The organism is Odoribacter sp., assembly GCF_985060555.1.
In genome coordinates this window covers 1-16,564 of record NZ_CFKYFN010000005.1, presented here as the reverse complement: position 1 = coordinate 16,564, position 16,564 = coordinate 1, and the positions used below count along the sequence as shown (strand labels likewise).

Genomic DNA, 16,564 nt, shown 5'->3' with positions numbered 1-16,564 from the left:
AAGACGCTGTAAAATCGAATTTCAGATATTATTACCCAACTCACTTGTGAGCTATTTCGCAACAAAAGTAAGTAATTAATTGAATATTAGAAATTGAAAATTGAAAATAATTTAGTCTGTAAAGGGAAATGCCTTTTTTGCCTTTTACCTTTTACTTTTTAGCTTTTCTTCTTATCTTTATACCGTTTGTGAAGAATTTCTAATTATTTAATTTCAATTTTCAACCTAACTATGGAAAAATTAAACCAATACATCGAGGAGAATAAGGAGCGGTTTCTGAATGAGCTGTTCGAGTTGATACGTATTCCTTCTATCTCATCTGAGGTAGAACACAAGCCCGATATGTATCGTTGTGCAGAAAAATGGAAATCCCTTTTACTGGCGGCCGGTGCCGATAAAGCCGAAGTTTATGAGACCGAAGGAAATCCGGTTACTTATGGCGAAAAAATCATCGATCCGTCTCTGCCGACTGTATTGGTATACGGACATATGGACGTTATGCCTGTCGATCCGGTGGAATTGTGGCATACGCAGCCTTTTGAACCCGTGATCAAAGACGGAAAGATCTGGGCTCGTGGTGCAGACGATGATAAAGGCCAATCGTTTATGCATGCTAAAGCTTTCGAATATATGGTGAAAACCGGTAATCTCAAGTGTAATGTGAAATTTATGCTGGAAGGTGAAGAAGAAATCGGTTCTCCGAGCTTGCCGAAATTCTGCCGGGATCACAAGGAGATGCTGAAAGCCGATGTTATTCTGGTTTCCGATACCAGTATGATAGCTCCCGACGTTCCTTCTATTACTACCGGTTTGAGAGGTTTGGCCTATTGGGAGGTGGAAATGGTCGGCCCGAATGCTGATTTACATTCCGGTATTTTCGGAGGTGCTGTAGCAAATCCGATCAATGTATTGTGTAAGATGATCGGAGATATGATCGATGACAAAGGACATATCACTATTCCCGGATTTTATGACGACGTATTGGAAGTCAGTGCAGATGAGCGGGCCAAAATGGCCAAAGCTCCGTTTAATCTGGAAGCTTACCAAAAATCTTTAGGTATAAAAGCCGTACATGGCGAAGAAGGATTCTCTACCAACGAGCGAACCGGTATTCGTCCCACATTCGATGTATGTGGTATTTGGGGAGGTTATACCGGAGAAGGGGCAAAAACAGTACTGCCTTCTGTGGCCCATGCAAAAATCAGTTGCCGTTTGGTTCCCAATCAAAAACACGATAAAATTGCTAAATTGTTCCAGGAATATTTCGAATCCATTGCTCCGGAATATGTGAAAGTGAAAGTAAGCTATCTGCATGGCGGACCGTCTTATGTTTGTCCGATAGATTTACCTGCATATAAAGCTGCAGAAAAAGCATATGAAGAAGTTTATGGAAAGCAACCGGTACCGGTGCGCTCGGGAGGTAGTATTCCAATTATCGCTACTTTTGAAGAAGTGCTGGGAATCAAATCTATTTTGATGGGCTTCGGACTGGGAGCCGATGCTATCCATTCACCTAATGAGAATTATCCGTTAGAGCAGTTCTTTAACGGCATTCGTACTATTCCGTTATTCTACAAGCATTTTGTAGAAGATGTGCATTAATCTTCTTCATACTACTTAAATTGGCGGACCTATGTTTTTCTGACTGGATTTTACTATCAGAATCGTAGGTCCGCTAATTTTTACCGGGGATTAGCCGATTCGCAAAAAATTGGCCGGATAGCATTTCTGATTTATCCTTATAGCGTGGTATAGACGAAAAAGCGGGTTCGTTTACCATTGGCAGGAATGGTCAGTTTTTGCAGATCCTGGGTTCCGGGATGATTGCCTGAGAACTTTAATTCGATATTGTTTTCACTGGCTTGTAGAGGAACACGGGCATAAGAAATCGAGTAGGGAAGGGTTTGCCAGTTGCGGGTATCTGCCTTCTCTGTAATTGCATTGGTCAGGCTGACGGCCAGACCGAGCCATTCATTTTGTTTGGAGGCTGCATATTTCAAGCCTTGTTTAATGCCTACCCGCAACAGCGAATTGGATAATTCCCTCAACATGTGGTCGTGCAGCGTTTTGAAGGCGATTTGATTGATGTCTTCGGCCATTTGTAAAGTATAGTTTTTCCCGTCATAGCTGATAACTCCTTGGGTGAAAGGACGCGGGCGTTCGACATATTTCGGGAATACGACCCGGACTACATCGATGTTCGCCAGGGAATTGCGGTCGTTTTCACTATATCCGTTTCCCCAGAAGAAAGGAAAGGTCAAACCGAGTTCTTCGTTGTGAAATACGATAACCCCGTCTCCTTTATCGATTTTGGTAAAAGTAATTCCCCATTCTGCTTTGACCGGCCCGAAACCGTTCAGCCAAAAAAATACTAATTGTCCGTTGGCCGGGAGCGGAGCCGGGGTATATTTCTGTTGGAATTCTTTTTCATACCCGGCTAACTCTTGGGTGAGTCCCGATTGATAGGCTGTACGCAGCAAGTCTTTTTTTAATTGTTCGGGAGCAGCTAACCCGAAATTTTTTAAATAGTCGGTTTGATAGGTGTTATAAGCATTCCGGTAGGCGATGAAAGCATTATTGTAATCTCCTGCAGCATCGTATATCAAGCCCATCAGTAATTGGGCAAATGCATCCCGTTGATAACGGTTTTTATGATCCGGGTATTTGTCATTTAATTGCTGTAGACGAATATTGATTTTACGTACTTCTACCAAAGCATCTTCCATATTATTCAACTGAAGGTAGTTCAGAGCCTTGTAAAAGTTAATCATGATCACTTCGAAATCTTCCGGGCGATAAGGACGGATTTCCGGATTCGAGATCAATACGGCAGCTTCTGTCAGCAGATTACGTTGTTGGTCTTCGGTCAGCTGTTCGGCGATTTCGAAAGCTTGATTACTCTTTTCGTAATGGCCTAACATAAATTCGACATAACCTTGATTCAGGTAATACAGTATTTTGTTTTTATCCCGGGCTTGTTTTTTATCCTTTTGCAGGAGTTTTTCAGCTTGCTCGAACTCGCCTTTACTTACAGCATCCTGAAATGCGGCTGTGCGTTGATACCAGGTGGCACAACTTGAAACGATCCAACAAAGGAATAGGACGATACAAAACCGGAATTTCATTATTTAGAGTTTTTGATTTGCGACTTACGATGTATAACGTTACAGCTAACTGTACGTAAGTGATCGATCGAAAACCGCAAATCTAAAATTAATATCTGGGTGGCCTTTCTCTTACAGGGCTCTGTCGCTAACTTGTTTTTTGATTTTCTTATCTCCCATCCAAACCACTTCGTTCGTTTCCAGGTTGGTCAGTTCCAGATCTACCTGATAATAGACAACCTGTTCTTTTTTGTAGCTGTCGACGATGCTATTGATGGTTCCTTGCAACATGAAATCGGCACCCAATTCCAGTCCCCATTTTTTAGCTGTCTCCGGCGAAGTATAACCTTGGTTTTGTTCGTCCCGTTCGGTACGTAATTCCTGCCGTTTTTCCCCGGCTTGTACAAGCCGGACACTTCCGTTTTTAATGATTGCTTTCTCTATGTCTTTGATGAAAGTCTCCGAATTGATGTGCTCATGGCTCTTGTTGGTAACTGTTCCGACAACAACCACGGGACGTTTGTTGTTGTGCTGGCTCTCATAAACCGGCAACCAGCGAGCTCCAAGAAGATCGCCGATCATCTCGGCTGAAACCAGTTGTGAGTCCGTATCGTTCCAGCGACCGCTTAAATCGATGACTTCGTTCGTATTGACACGGGATACTTTACGTGTGGCACAACTGCTGAAGGCAATTGCCAGTGCGAATACTATCGTTACAGTGAAAATCTTTCTCATAATATATTTGTTTTAGTTTTTGATTTATCAATCAATTCTTATGCCAGAATGAGAGAATAAAATTTGTATATCTATTCTGCTAATGTTTTAGCGGCTCTGGCGAGCATAATTCCACTTTGGGAATCGATCCCTTCCATATATTCCTGGAGGGGAAGGGAACTAATCATCACTTGCTTACCCTTGCTGGAAGCGTGCAATAGATAAGTCTTACCTTCTTTTTTCCAGGCAAAACCCAAATGAGAGGTGTCCAAACCTTTTATATGTGTTGTGATCAGGATGATATCTCCATTTTTTATTTTATTACAAGCTTCATTAATCTTATCTTTTGGAATATAATAATACGTCCTTTGATTTATTGCTGTTTCAATGGTTCTTATCTTTTTAAGTAAGCTTGAGTCTTTTTGGAGTTGTGGATATTTCTGACTGTGTTCCGACATAAAGCAGATTTGCTTGGAATAAGGGATCCCGCCGGCAAATTGTGTAATATCGGTCAGCAAATGAGCTTGTTGCATTTCATATAACCAATCTGAAGAATAGTGTAAACGGGAAGTATAGTCGACGATCTCTGCATTCCGGTATCTGAGCCGGATAATATTTTGCACGAAAGCCTCTGTCGATTGTTGATTATATTGTTCCAAAAATGCCAAAGCAAGGACATTTTCCACGAACGTCACACAATCTAATTCGTGTAGATTGATAACCGGCAGTTCCTCCCGGGTGACGTTCAAAGTATTGCTTTGATAAGGAGTCCCTAAAAAAAAACGGGCGATAGAAGGGATTCTTTCATTTACAGGAAGATTGCCCAAGCGATGTTCTTCTGCATATTTCCAAAAAGAATTTAATACTTTCTGATCGGACGAAGAGAAGCGGTAAGCCTCACAACTGTAACTAGAAAGGAACAAAAATAAGAAAAGATGTAAAATTAGCCGGATCATATTTGAATAGTTCTTATCGGTATTTCTAACTACAAAGTTAGAATATTCTGCATTATCCCGGAACTACTTTCCCAATTAATTCTATCCATAAAAAGGGATTTTCATAATTGCAGAATAATTTTTAAGTTTGTGGTGAAATGGTAGTTAGAGCGGTAGATTTTAATTATATTACAAATAAATAATTTCTTTACACAAATGAAAAGAATCATTTTTGCCTTATGCTTATTGATTGCAGTGACGTCGTGTGTATCTAAAAAGAAGTATATGGTTGCTGAAAACGGTCGGTTGGCAGCTTTAAGCCGTGAACGGGTACTGAACAGAAATTTGGGACAACAGAAAGATGAGATTGCAAAATTGAAGCAACAGATCACTGACCTGATGAGTGATACGACTCGTTTAGGTCAAGCCATCCGCGATTATCGAAAATCATTGTATTCCAATCTGTCCGAACAGGAAAAACTGAATATGTTACTGAAGGAAAAAATGGAGAAACTGGCCGAACGGGAAGCTACCATCAATAAATTACAGGCCGAAGTCGATGCGCAAAACGCACGTCTTCAAAGTTTATTGAATAGTGTCAAGGATGCTTTACTTGGATTTAGCTCGGATGAATTGACCGTGACCGAAAAGAATGGGAAAATATATGTGGCTATGTCGGATAAGCTGTTGTTCGAGTCGGGGAGTGCACAGGTCAACAAACAGGGTAAAGAAGCGTTGGGTAAATTAGCGGAAGTGCTGAAAAAACAGCATGATATCGATGTTTTCATCGAGGGACATACCGATAACAAACCCATTAAAACCGTGCAATTTAAAGATAATTGGGATTTAAGTGTCGTACGTGCTACTTCTGTCGTACGTATTCTGACCAAAGATTATGGGGTGAATCCTTTACAGATTTTACCTTGCGGCCGGGGGGAGTTTATGCCGGTGGACAATAACGAAAGTGTAGAGGGACGGGCACACAACCGGCGTACCGAAATCATCATGGCGCCGAAATTGGATAAGCTGATGGATATATTGAAATAAAAGGTAAAAGGTATAAGGTTATTTTTCAACCTTTTACCTTTTATTTTACACCTTCTATCTTTTCTATATTGCTGCAGTAAACTGCTCCAGAAAACGAATATCATTCTCAAAGAACAAGCGTAAATCTTTGATGCCGTATTTTAACATTGTGATACGCTCGATACCCATTCCAAGAGCAAAACCGGTATATTTTTCCTTATCGATTCCATTTAATTCCAATACGTTGGGATCGACCATTCCACAACCCAAAATTTCCAGCCAGCCGGTACCTTTACACACATTACATCCTTCTCCATGACACAACGAACAGGAAACATCCATTTCTGCCGAAGGTTCGGTAAATGGGAAGTAAGACGGTCTCAGCCGGATTCGGGTTTCCGGGCCGAAAAGTTCTTTGGCAAAATAAGTCAGCGTTTGTTTTAAATCTGCAAAAGAAACATTTTCATCGATATAAAGCGCTTCGATCTGATGGAAAATACAATGTGCACGAGCCGAAATAGCTTCATTACGGAACACTCTTCCCGGCGTCACTAACCGGATGGGTAAGGAATGAGTTTCCATGTCGCGAACCTGTACCGAAGAAGTATGGGTATGCAGTACGATATCCGGATTTTTCTCGATAAAGAAGGTATCTTGCATATCCCGGGCCGGGTGTTCTTCCGGAAAATTCAAGGCTGAAAAATTATGCCAATCGTCTTCTATTTCCGGACCTTCTGATATCGTGAAACCTAGTTTATTAAAAATAGCCAGAATTTCATTTTTTACGATGGACAATGGATGACGGCTTCCTAGCTTGATCAGGTCTCCCGGTAAAGTGAGATCCAGACCGGTTTTACCCTGATCGGAATTGCAAAGCTTTTCCTTTAACTCATTTACTTTATTTAAAGCTGCTGTTTTCAATTCGTTCAAAGCTTTTCCGATCTCTTTTTTTTGATCTGCCGGTACATTTTTGAAATCATCGAATAAAGCGGCAATGGTACCTTTCTTACTCAAATGCTTAATCCTGAATTGCTCAACCTCTGCAGGTGTGGTAGCGGTGAAGCTCCCGATCTCTGATATAATCTGCTTAATCTTGTCTAACATGGTAAAGGCTTTTGATTATCAAAGTCACAAAACTACTTTAATTAATTGAGAATTAAAAATTGAAAATTGAAATTTAGAATAGAATTCAATTTTTCATGGGGATGAATCTTTTTACAATAGGATAACACAGACAGCCTGCGATGCCGCCTGAAACATCTGCGACCAAATCCCACACATCCCCGCTTCGGTTGAAAAAATTGGCTTGCAATATTTCAATTCCTCCTCCGTAGATCAGTGCCACCAGGATGGCGATCAGATAGATCCGGCTTAGTTTTAAGCAACTATATTCTTCGAGTGGAAAGATTAAAAGAATGGATAAAACGAAATACATACCGAAATGAACTACCTTATCCAGATGAGGGATATTCCAGTGTGGATCAGGGATGTCATCACTGGGCATCGCACAGAGAATAAAAATAATCACGACCCATAAAATATTGGCCAGAATAAAAATATGGCGAAGTTTACTGCTCATATACATTGGCATTGGGGTTATTCGCTCAAAATTCTGACTTTTATTCTGACATCGGTGATAGGCCGGTCGTTTCCGTCTGTCGGAAGGGCGGCAATTTTATCGATTACCTCAAAACCTTCGATCACCTCTCCGAAAACAGTATATTCTTTATCCAAATGGTGTATACCTCCTTCGTTTATATAGGCATTCCGTTTTTCCTCCGGCATATAAATTTTGTTGGGATTGGCATTCCAGTCGAAAGCGATATCCTGTTTGATTTTCTCGGCAATTTCCCGGAATTCTTTTACTTTTTTCTGTTTTCGGAGGGTGTCCAGGATAGCTTTTTTCTCCGGAGTATAGTATTTTCGCTGAATAGCCCTTTTGATCGGAACATTTACTTGTTTTTCTATGATATCCAGTTCTTTGGGATCATACTTCCTACCCTGGACGATATAAAATTGGGAAATGTCCGATTCTTTGAAAAAATTAACCCGGTCGGGTTGGCGCGGTGCTGCTAATGCTCCTTTTTTGTGATAATGCTCCGGTTTGATTTCCGCATCGATAACGATCGGTTTACCGTACCCGATTGCAGCTCCCTTAATGGCTTTTTTACTATCCGACGAACCTCCCTGGATCACAAAATTTTTGATTACACGATAAAACAGACTGCCGTCATAGTGTCCGGCTTTGGCCAGACGGACGAAATTGTCCCGGTGGTTGGGGGTGTCGTTGTATAATTTTACAATCATGTTACCGAGATTCGTCTCGATAACCGCTTTTACTTCTTTTTCCTGAGCATATCCCATGTAAAAAAGACAGATTCCACATAATACACAAAAGAACTTTTTCATATTTTCTCCTTTCTTCATTTGGCAAGTTTATTCACCAGATATTTTACCGGGAAATAGGAGGCTGTATAGCCGATCGATAAGACGGCAAGCACGATGAGTAAAATATCTTCGAAAACAATTTTGACCGGATAGGCCGTGATGATATAGCTCCCGTCGCCGAGTGTGATCAATCCATATTTTTCCTGTAACAGACAGATGAGCGTCCCAAAGACGAGTCCAATGACTGCGCCGGCCATTGTGATAAGATTTCCTTCGGTTTTGAATACGGAAATGATTCTTTGATTTGTCATTCCCAGAGCTTTGTAAGTACCGAGGTCTTCTTTTTTATCCAGGATGAGCATCGAAATTGAACCGATAATGTTGAACGAAGCGATCAATAAGATAAACAGAAGAATCATAAAGACAGCCAGCTTTTCGGATTTCATCATAGCATAAAAGGCCTTGTTCAATTCGTATTTGTCTTCCAGACGATATGTTGTATCGGTGAAATCGGATAATTCTTTTTTTACTTCCGGGATCAGCTTACTGTCTTTCAGTTTAATTTCGATCTTCGAAATCTGATCGTTTATGCCGAAAAGACGTTGGGCGAATTCAAGATCTGTAAGTACATATTGACCTTCTATTTCTTGCTGGGAAGAAAAGAAAGCCGATGGGTACAGGTATGCTGTATTTAAAGCCGAAGCAGAAACTCCGGCATTTTTATCCGGATAATAAAATACCATAGGCGTTAGGAAATTGAGACCTATACCTAATTCTGCAGCCAGACCGTAACCGACAACCGATTTGTAGGTATCTCCGGTTTTGAGTTGAAAGGTACCTTGTATGATGTTATCCTCGAAATGGGTATTACGGGCATAGTCGTCGGCAACTCCTTTGATCGTTACCGGCGAAAGCTTGTCATCGTATTTTACGAGCGCTTTCTCTTCGACGATCTGATTGTAGTAGGCAACGGACGAATTATTGCGAAGTACCTGATACAAAGAATCGTCGAAGTGGGAGAATTTACCTGTCAGAGGACTGATGACCAGATCGGGGGTGAAGCTGTCCGCACTCTTTTGTAATAACAGATCGATGCCATTGAAAACAGATAAGATGATTACCAATGCCGAAGTTCCGATAGCAACTCCAACGACACTGATGACCGAAATGATATTAATGGCATTCTGTTTCTTTTTGGAAAACAGATAGCGTTTGGCAATAAACAAAGACAGTTTCATTCCTGGATTGAATTGATGTCCGGTAACAAAGAGCGGTATCCGGATAGATGAATTATTTTAATAATTCGTCGATTTTGTCGATATAGTCCAGGCTGTCATCGACAAAGAAACGAAGTTCCGGCACGATGCGCATTTGTTTGCCGACTTTTTTCCCTAAAATAAACCGGATGCTTTTATTTTTTTCTTCCAGGCTTTTCATGACAGCCTCCACCCGTTCCGAAGGGAAAATACTGACATAAATCTTGGCATAAGAAAGGTCCGGACTGACCCGTACCGCTGTTACCGACAACATTGCTCCTTCTGTATATTCTTTACACTCCAGCTGAAACATCTCACTTAAATCTCTTTGAATCAGGCGTGCTACCTTATTTTGTCTTATCGAATCCATCGTATTTGAATTAAGTTGAAAAATTTTTCAACAAATATAGTATTTTTTCCTGATACTTTTATTACATTTGCATCCGCAAACGAGATGTAGCGCAGTTGGTAGCGCGCCACGTTCGGGACGTGGAGGCCGCTGGTTCAAGTCCAGTCATCTCGACAAAAAACAGGACGCACTGATTATCAGTGCGTTTTTTGTTTAAAGTTGATAAATCTACCCCTTAAACTACAATCCGGCCTTCATCGAAAATGAAAAATACCCGGTAGATATTTCCATGATACATAGTCCTTATTTCATAGAGGCTATCTCTGATAAATATGACGAATTTCGTACTAATTCTATTTCTGATCTGTAGAAGGTCAAGTAGATAATGAACCTTCTTAGGCTCGGTCGCTGACAGGGTTTCATGAGATTGTCATAATAATCTCCGAATGCTATTATTTCCCTTTTCATACAGCAAATATAGTGAAAGGTAAGTGCAATGACAGATGACAACTTTCCGGTAAATCACCGGTTTTTACATGCTTCCAATGCCGATGTTTTACCGCCAGATCAAAGATTTTGTTATGTAAAGGGAAAAAATGTGTTTGGGTTTTGTTTTCAGGTAAAAATTGCTTAAATTAGCCTTAATCTTCTTATCTTTAAAATCATGCGTGGGTCTTGGGTATATAATTATTATTGCGATGAGAGCTGTCATCTTCAAAAAGATGGCAAACGGTTCATGGTATTGGGGTATATTGCGGCTCCCTTGCATAAAATAGAACAGATGAAGGGGGAGCTGAAAAGCTTGCGGGTGAAATATAAGAATACACTGGAAGTGAAATGGACTTATTTGAATGAGTGGAATTATCCGTTTTATACGAAGTTGGTAGATTGGTTTTTCAAAAAAGGAGGGATACGATTCAGGGCGATTATCGTAGATAAAAGCCGGTATATTGCCGATAAATGTGATCATGATTACAATAAATTTTACTATCTGATGTATTATCAGTTGCTTTTTCATACTTTGGATCCGGTTTGGCATTATAATATTTATTTGGATATTAAAGATAATCTCAGCTCTTACCGGACTGAAAAGCTGAAAGACATACTGAATGTCAGGATGGAGATCATTGAAAAAATTCAGCATGTGCGTTCTCATGAACTGGATTTATTACAGCTGTGTGATTTATTTATCGGAGCTATTGCCTATAATCTGAATCAGACAGAGAAAGCGTCGGAAGCTAAAGTTCGATTCATAGAAAAGTTAAAAATCCGTACCCGGACGGATCTGGAAAGTACAACTTCAAAAAGAATTTCAAAATTCAACTTGTTTAGAATTCAGATTTGATATGCCCCTTAATCTGATCAAGACATATAATTCTCTTTTGGAATTGGATGCGTTCGATGAGGAGGAACGTAATGCATCGTTAATGGGCATTTTTAAAAGGGATTTTGTCGATTCGGGAAATTATTTCAGGCAAAAGAAGGTATTACCGACATTGTCACAAGGGAAAAATACTTTATCCATTTTTTTCAATCATTTGATTACAATGGAAGATCGCTTGCATAGGGAGAGGATCTATGACCGGAATCGGGCGGTGAGGCTACATTGGATCAAATATCATCTCGAGGAAAGACAACCTGAACACTTGCAGGTGTTTTCCGTAAAAGACAAAGTAGCCATTCGTACTTACCTTTATGATGTACAGGAATCTTATGTTATCGTTCTGGAACCCCGGGGAGACAATCGGTATTATTTACTGACTGCCTATTATCTTTTGGGAAGAAACCGGTATAAAATTGAACATAAATTGAAACGTCGGCTGGCAAAAGTATATTGAGACGAAAAGCGATAAATACATCGATTTACCGCTTTCCGATTTCCTTCCTCCTTTGGAGGATGAACTTTCTACAAATATAAAATATTTATTGAATAAAGCCAATTCTTACCACCTGAATGTGAATCTTTTATAAATAGTACGAAAAGAAGGAGTGAGGTTTGGGAAAAAAAATTATTTTTACGTATCAAATGACATGTTTTATATTTTGATATTTTAAGGAATGGGAAAGATGTCATTTTTATTTCTTCTGTTTTCATTTTTTTTCTCGGAGAATGGGGGAGTGAAGATTGAAAAACAATTGTTGTACGATCGGCATACCTTGGAGGATAATTATGAATACAGGAAGGTGGAACGGAGTTTTCAGTGGGATAAGATTGCAGGGATGATAGATTCTTTGTTGAATTTTGAAAATCAGGCTAAAGAGTTCGGAGCTTTGAGTAATTATAAAAACCGGAACGGCCGTGCTCCATTGTCGGATTCGAGTCGGAAAGACGCTTATCGGGCTATCGAAGATAAATACGGGGTGAAAAGAGATCAATCCGTTCCATTTTATAAAACAGGGAACTGGGAAGTTCCCGAACGATATGGGCGTGATGGAGCGTTAGTATCGGTCATCCGTGATAGTGCGGTTTTTTTGTTGGTGACACCTTCTTCTTTCGGTGGTGAGTGGTGGGTACCTGAAAAATATGTAGATCGTTTGGGTGGGGCCGACTTTCGGAAGTTGATATTTATCGACCGGACGAATCAAAACCTGGCTACTTTGGAGCAGGGGGATTCTACCTGGTTGGTCAGGAGTATGAACCCGATAACGACAGGATTGCATAGACCGCCCTATAAGAGAGAAACGCCTCCGGGAGTCTATGTCATTCGCCGTAAGCTGGAAGCGATGCCTTTTTTAAGGGACGGTTCCATTGAGCCCGGAGGATTTGCTCCATGGGCCAGCCGTTTTTCCGGAGGAGCCTACCTGCATGGAGTACCGGTAAATTATCCGGACTCCGTTGTTTTGGAGTATAGCGGTACGCTGGGGACAACTCCGCGTTCGCACATGTGTGTGAGAAATGCCACTTCTCATGCTAAATTCATTTACGATTGGGCCCCTATAAGTGAAGCATTGGTGATTGTATTTGATTAAAATAGGAAAAATGTATAAAGTAGTTATTCTAATTTTGAGTCTGGTGTGTGGGGTAAGAGTCGGAAAAGCTGTAGAAGCTTTACCGGAAACTACGGTGGCCTCTAGTTTTCAGTTGTATCAGGAATTGGGGTTGAGGGGAGAAGTGAATTTTCCTGCATTCGAACAGGCACTCAAAGGATTTTCCCGATATGCTTCCGGACAAGACCGCTTGTTGGTACTGATCGATTATACCAAACCTTCCACGGAGAAGCGGTTTTATATTTTAGATCTTTTGCAAAAAAAACTTTTACTGAGTACTTATGTGGCTCATGGCAGAGGAAGTGGGGATAATTATGCCGTGGCTTTTTCCAATAGGCCCGGTTCGTATCAAAGTTCCCTGGGATTTTTTCGTACCGGTGATACTTATATGGGAAAAAATGGTTACTCTTTATTTTTAGATGGTTTGGAAAAAGGAATTAACGATAAAGCGAGGGAACGTGCTATTGTTGTGCACGGGGCTAATTATGCAGATCCTGCTGTCTTGAAAGGCCAGCAGCGTCTCGGTCGCAGTCTGGGTTGTCCCGCCTTACCACCGGATATCAGTAAGCAGGTCATCGATACTATCAAAGGTGGGGTATTGCTCTATATTTACGGATTGAACAAAGCTTGAGGTATATTTACTCTTTTCCGAGGTCGTTTTCGCACTAGGATTCTAACCAGAAGGTCCGGAGGATCTTATCTCGACAGAATTTCCGATTCTTTCAGCAAGGCAAGAGGAATGCTGAACAACGGGAAACTATAATTATTCTGCTTTTAAGTCGTTCGAAATTTATAGAAATAGAATGAAACCGGGCAATGGTCCGGGATGAAAAGTGATGCGATGAGACGATAAAATTAAAGCTATTGTGCCGGATTGTCGGATATTGAGTTAACTTACTGTGTGTGAAATCGTAATAATTTTTAAGTCACACCTTTTAATTGTCGATTAATTCACTTAGATTTGCACGAATTTTAAAAACCTAATATTATCGATTTCAACGCATAGAAATGAGAAAATGGAGTATTGACGATTCAGCAGAACTGTACAATATCAACGGTTGGGGGCTGAACTATTTTTCGATTAACGAAAAAGGGCATGTTGCTGTAACACCTAAAACGGATGGACCTTCGATCGATCTGAAAGAATTGATGGAGGAGTTACAGGTTCGTGATGTGGAAGCCCCGGTACTTTTGCGATTCCCGGATATCCTGGATAATCGGATCGAGAAAATTTCTAATTGTTTTCAGGCTGCTGCTCGGGAATATGGCTATTCGGCTAAGAATTTCATTATCTATCCGATCAAGGTCAATCAAATGCGTCCTGTCGTTGAAGAGATTGTCAGTCATGGGAATAAATTCAATATCGGTTTGGAAGCAGGCTCGAAGCCAGAGTTGCATGCGGTACTTTCGATCGATATCGATGATGAGGCCATGATCATTTGTAATGGATATAAAGATGAAAGTTATATCGAACTGGCTTTGCTGGCTCAAAAAATGGGGAAACGGATTTTTTTGGTGGTGGAGAAATTGATGGAGCTGAAAACCATCGCTCGTTTGGCTAAGAAAATGAATGTGAAACCGAATATCGGAATCCGGATCAAGCTGGCTAGTTCAGGGAGTGGTAAATGGGAAGAATCAGGAGGAGATGTAAGTAAGTTCGGGGTAAATTCCAGTGAACTTTTGGACGCTCTCGATATTCTTGAAAAAAATAAGATGGCCGATTCTCTTCAGCTGATTCATTTTCATATAGGCAGTCAGGTGACCAATATCCGTCGTATAAAGACAGCTCTGAAAGAAGCTTCTCAGTTTTATGTGGAGTTGAAACGGATGGGATATAACATTAATTTTGTAGACATAGGAGGCGGATTGGGAGTAGATTATGACGGTACCCGTTCAGCGACATCGAATAGTATGAATTATTCTATTCAGGAATATGTCAATGATGCCGTTTCTTCTATTGTCGATGCTTGCGAAAAGAATGAATTGCCGCAGCCGAATATCATTACCGAGTCGGGACGTTCCTTGACGGCCCATCATTCGGTATTGGTTTTTGAAGCCTTGGCCAGTACCAGTCTTCCGGCTTTCGATGAAAATGAAGATTTGGCAGAAGATGCTCACGAGCTGGTGAAGGAACTATATGATTTGTGGGAAAATCTCAATCAGCCCCGTTTGTTGGAAACTTGGCACGATGCTTTGCAATGCCGTGAAGATGCTTTGAACTTATTTAATCTGGGCCTGATCGATTTGCGTACCCGTGCACAGGTAGAACGGCTTTTCTGGTCCGTTGCCCGTGAAGTATACGAGATGGCCGAAGCGACAAAACATGCTCCCGACGAGTTAAAAAAGATTGCGAAGATGTTACCGGATAAATATTTTTGTAATTTCTCACTTTTCCAATCCTTACCCGATTCCTGGGCGATCGACCAGATTTTTCCCATTATGCCGATTTCCCGGTTGAACGAACAGCCTACAAAGTCGGCTACAATTCAGGATATTACCTGTGATTCAGATGGGAAAATCAATAATTTTATTTCTACCCGTAATTTTTCCTATCACCTGCCGGTACATGAATTGAGCAATAAAGAACCCTATTATTTCGGAGTATTCCTGGTTGGAGCTTATCAGGAAATTTTAGGGGATTTGCATAATTTGTTCGGTGATACCAATGCTGTGCATATCAAAGTGAAAAACGGTGAATATGTGATCGATAAAATTATTGAAGGAGAAACAGTTGCTGACGTTCTCGAGTATGTGCAATTTACTCCTAAACGGATGGCTCGTACCGTTGAAGTATGGGCGACGACTTCTGTCAAAAAAGGGATCATTTCTCCTGAGGAGGGAAGGGAATTCTTATCCAATTACCGCTCCGGTTTGTATGGATATACTTATTTAGAATAATTAAGCCGCTTTCCAGCGGCTTTTTAATTAAATCGTAATATGAAGACAGAAAAAGAGAAAATGCAGGCAGGGGAGACTTATTATGCTTTCGATCCGGAGTTAATGAAGTTGCACCGTGACTGTTTGAAATGGGTGGAAGAATATAACCGGACTTATTTCCGGGATTATACTCAAGGAGGTGAATTACTTCGTAAATTTTTACCGAATGCCCATCCTTCTTTAGTGATACAGGCTCCTTTTTGGTGTGATTTCGGATTCAATATTTACGGAGGTGAGAATGGTTTTATTAATTATAACTGTACGATTCTCGATACGGCCCGGATTTATTTAGGGAAAAATATACTGATCGGCCCGAATGTACAATTATATGCTCCGATGCACCCGATCGATTATCGGGAACGCGCAACAGGAGCCGAACATGGCGAGCCCATTACAATCGGCGATGATTGTTGGATAGGAGGAGGAGCTGTGATTTGTCCCGGGGTGACGATCGGGGACCGTTGTATCGTTGCTGCAGGGGCTGTAGTAACTAAAGATGTACCCGACGATTCAATGGTAGGAGGAAGTCCTGCCCGAATCATTCGGAAATTGGCCTGATAAAGGGGAAGTCTGGTTTGGAAGGGGAGCATTTACTAAACATGAAGATAAGGATTCGCTTTGTTGTAATCTTCTTTTTTTTCCGAAGTTCGCTTCATAATAGGTATATAATAGCAGGATGGTTATGATAATAATCACAATCCATAAATCTTTATGTTTTCTTTTTCCCTTAAACTGAAATCTCATATTTCTTAATTTTTATTTCCAATTAAAACGGACGTTTTTTTGGTGGTCGTTTGGGAAAAATTTTGGAACTTTTATGAATCTCTTAATAAGAGTTGATAGTCAGATGATTATAAAGTATAAAAC

General features: G+C 40.7%; 17 protein-coding genes and 1 tRNA gene. 9 read left to right on the top strand and 9 right to left on the bottom strand.

Annotation, left to right across the window (positions count from 1 at the left end):
- Positions 1-231 precede the first annotated feature (231 nt).
- Positions 232-1,602, top strand: a complete 1,371-nt coding sequence (locus AC5RDS_RS00930; RefSeq protein WP_022160799.1) for a dipeptidase — start codon at positions 232-234, stop codon at positions 1,600-1,602.
- A gap of 137 nt (positions 1,603-1,739) precedes the next feature.
- On the opposite strand, the gene AC5RDS_RS00925 is transcribed toward AC5RDS_RS00930, so the two are convergent.
- The 3 genes from AC5RDS_RS00925 to AC5RDS_RS00915 all read right to left on the bottom strand — a co-directional run bounded on the left by AC5RDS_RS00925 (position 1,740) and on the right by AC5RDS_RS00915 (position 4,774).
- The gene (locus AC5RDS_RS00925; protein WP_118404618.1) at positions 1,740-3,125 is read right to left on the bottom strand and encodes a COG3014 family protein; all 1,386 of its coding nucleotides are present in this window, start codon (positions 3,123-3,125) and stop codon (positions 1,740-1,742) included.
- A 111-nt stretch (positions 3,126-3,236) separates the two neighbouring features.
- Positions 3,237-3,839, bottom strand: a complete 603-nt coding sequence (gene lpoB / locus AC5RDS_RS00920; RefSeq protein WP_175315545.1) for a penicillin-binding protein activator LpoB — start codon at positions 3,837-3,839, stop codon at positions 3,237-3,239.
- Positions 3,840-3,910: 71 nt separating this feature from the next.
- Positions 3,911-4,774, bottom strand: coding sequence for an N-acetylmuramoyl-L-alanine amidase-like domain-containing protein (locus AC5RDS_RS00915; protein WP_172719675.1), 864 nt, complete (start codon positions 4,772-4,774; stop codon positions 3,911-3,913).
- A 195-nt stretch (positions 4,775-4,969) separates the two neighbouring features.
- Between AC5RDS_RS00915 and AC5RDS_RS00910 the strand changes: the two genes are divergently transcribed.
- Positions 4,970-5,800, top strand: a complete 831-nt coding sequence (locus tag AC5RDS_RS00910) for an OmpA family protein (RefSeq protein WP_013612812.1) — start codon at positions 4,970-4,972, stop codon at positions 5,798-5,800.
- Positions 5,801-5,863: 63 nt separating this feature from the next.
- Here the strand turns inward: AC5RDS_RS00910 and pheS are convergent, their stop codons facing one another.
- From pheS to rbfA, 5 genes are all read right to left on the bottom strand, one after another.
- Complete coding sequence (gene pheS, locus AC5RDS_RS00905; RefSeq protein ID WP_118112562.1) at positions 5,864-6,883, bottom strand: phenylalanine--tRNA ligase subunit alpha; 1,020 nt, start codon at positions 6,881-6,883, stop codon at positions 5,864-5,866.
- Positions 6,884-6,968: 85 nt separating this feature from the next.
- Complete coding sequence (locus tag AC5RDS_RS00900; protein WP_022160795.1) at positions 6,969-7,358, bottom strand: VanZ family protein; 390 nt, start codon at positions 7,356-7,358, stop codon at positions 6,969-6,971.
- 17 nt (positions 7,359-7,375) lie between these two features.
- Positions 7,376-8,188: a peptidylprolyl isomerase gene (locus AC5RDS_RS00895; RefSeq protein WP_041557435.1), complete on the bottom strand. Its 813-nt coding sequence runs from the start codon at positions 8,186-8,188 to the stop codon at positions 7,376-7,378.
- Positions 8,189-8,202: 14 nt separating this feature from the next.
- A complete protein-coding gene (locus AC5RDS_RS00890) occupies positions 8,203-9,405 on the bottom strand; it encodes an ABC transporter permease (protein WP_118103014.1) in 1,203 nt (400 codons plus the stop codon).
- Between the two features lie 52 nt (positions 9,406-9,457).
- A complete protein-coding gene (gene rbfA, locus AC5RDS_RS00885; RefSeq protein ID WP_195305485.1) occupies positions 9,458-9,793 on the bottom strand; it encodes a 30S ribosome-binding factor RbfA in 336 nt (111 codons plus the stop codon).
- A gap of 80 nt (positions 9,794-9,873) precedes the next feature.
- On the opposite strand from rbfA, the gene AC5RDS_RS00880 reads away from it, so the two are divergent.
- Positions 9,874-9,946: transfer RNA gene (locus AC5RDS_RS00880), tRNA-Pro, on the top strand.
- Between the two features lie 61 nt (positions 9,947-10,007).
- Here AC5RDS_RS00880 and AC5RDS_RS00875 read toward each other — a convergent pair.
- Positions 10,008-10,187 carry a type II toxin-antitoxin system RelE/ParE family toxin gene (locus tag AC5RDS_RS00875; RefSeq protein WP_215658259.1) on the bottom strand — a complete coding sequence of 60 codons (180 nt, stop codon included), beginning with the start codon at positions 10,185-10,187 and terminating at the stop codon, positions 10,008-10,010.
- 249 nt (positions 10,188-10,436) lie between these two features.
- Between AC5RDS_RS00875 and AC5RDS_RS00870 the strand changes: the two genes are divergently transcribed.
- The 6 genes from AC5RDS_RS00870 (at position 10,437) to AC5RDS_RS00845 (ending at position 16,255) form a co-directional block, all read left to right on the top strand.
- A complete protein-coding gene (locus tag AC5RDS_RS00870; RefSeq protein WP_013612761.1) occupies positions 10,437-11,117 on the top strand; it encodes a DUF3800 domain-containing protein in 681 nt (226 codons plus the stop codon).
- Position 11,118: 1 nt separating this feature from the next.
- Positions 11,119-11,610 carry a hypothetical protein gene (locus tag AC5RDS_RS00865; RefSeq protein ID WP_013612760.1) on the top strand — a complete coding sequence of 164 codons (492 nt, stop codon included), beginning with the start codon at positions 11,119-11,121 and terminating at the stop codon, positions 11,608-11,610.
- Between the two features lie 220 nt (positions 11,611-11,830).
- Positions 11,831-12,742, top strand: coding sequence for a L,D-transpeptidase (locus AC5RDS_RS00860; protein WP_229091323.1), 912 nt, complete (start codon positions 11,831-11,833; stop codon positions 12,740-12,742).
- A gap of 10 nt (positions 12,743-12,752) precedes the next feature.
- Complete coding sequence (locus AC5RDS_RS00855) at positions 12,753-13,391, top strand: murein L,D-transpeptidase catalytic domain family protein (protein WP_013612758.1); 639 nt, start codon at positions 12,753-12,755, stop codon at positions 13,389-13,391.
- Between the two features lie 377 nt (positions 13,392-13,768).
- On the top strand, positions 13,769-15,658 hold the full coding sequence (gene speA, locus AC5RDS_RS00850; protein WP_013612757.1) for a biosynthetic arginine decarboxylase: 1,890 nt from the start codon (positions 13,769-13,771) through the stop codon (positions 15,656-15,658).
- A gap of 39 nt (positions 15,659-15,697) precedes the next feature.
- A complete protein-coding gene (locus tag AC5RDS_RS00845) occupies positions 15,698-16,255 on the top strand; it encodes a sugar O-acetyltransferase (RefSeq protein WP_013612756.1) in 558 nt (185 codons plus the stop codon).
- Positions 16,256-16,564 lie beyond the last annotated feature (309 nt).

Coding starts and splice junctions, on each gene's coding strand:
- AC5RDS_RS00930 (WP_022160799.1), top strand. CDS start 232: ATGGAAAAATTAAACCAATACATCGAGGAGAATAAGGAGCGGTTTCTG.
- AC5RDS_RS00925 (WP_118404618.1), bottom strand. CDS start 3,125: ATGAAATTCCGGTTTTGTATCGTCCTATTCCTTTGTTGGATCGTTTCA.
- lpoB (WP_175315545.1), bottom strand. CDS start 3,839: ATGAGAAAGATTTTCACTGTAACGATAGTATTCGCACTGGCAATTGCC.
- AC5RDS_RS00915 (WP_172719675.1), bottom strand. CDS start 4,774: ATGATCCGGCTAATTTTACATCTTTTCTTATTTTTGTTCCTTTCTAGT.
- AC5RDS_RS00910 (WP_013612812.1), top strand. CDS start 4,970: ATGAAAAGAATCATTTTTGCCTTATGCTTATTGATTGCAGTGACGTCG.
- pheS (WP_118112562.1), bottom strand. CDS start 6,883: ATGTTAGACAAGATTAAGCAGATTATATCAGAGATCGGGAGCTTCACC.
- AC5RDS_RS00900 (WP_022160795.1), bottom strand. CDS start 7,358: ATGAGCAGTAAACTTCGCCATATTTTTATTCTGGCCAATATTTTATGG.
- AC5RDS_RS00895 (WP_041557435.1), bottom strand. CDS start 8,188: ATGAAAAAGTTCTTTTGTGTATTATGTGGAATCTGTCTTTTTTACATG.
- AC5RDS_RS00890 (WP_118103014.1), bottom strand. CDS start 9,405: ATGAAACTGTCTTTGTTTATTGCCAAACGCTATCTGTTTTCCAAAAAG.
- rbfA (WP_195305485.1), bottom strand. CDS start 9,793: ATGGATTCGATAAGACAAAATAAGGTAGCACGCCTGATTCAAAGAGAT.
- AC5RDS_RS00870 (WP_013612761.1), top strand. CDS start 10,437: ATGCGTGGGTCTTGGGTATATAATTATTATTGCGATGAGAGCTGTCAT.
- AC5RDS_RS00865 (WP_013612760.1), top strand. CDS start 11,119: ATGCCCCTTAATCTGATCAAGACATATAATTCTCTTTTGGAATTGGAT.
- AC5RDS_RS00860 (WP_229091323.1), top strand. CDS start 11,831: ATGGGAAAGATGTCATTTTTATTTCTTCTGTTTTCATTTTTTTTCTCG.
- AC5RDS_RS00855 (WP_013612758.1), top strand. CDS start 12,753: ATGTATAAAGTAGTTATTCTAATTTTGAGTCTGGTGTGTGGGGTAAGA.
- speA (WP_013612757.1), top strand. CDS start 13,769: ATGAGAAAATGGAGTATTGACGATTCAGCAGAACTGTACAATATCAAC.
- AC5RDS_RS00845 (WP_013612756.1), top strand. CDS start 15,698: ATGAAGACAGAAAAAGAGAAAATGCAGGCAGGGGAGACTTATTATGCT.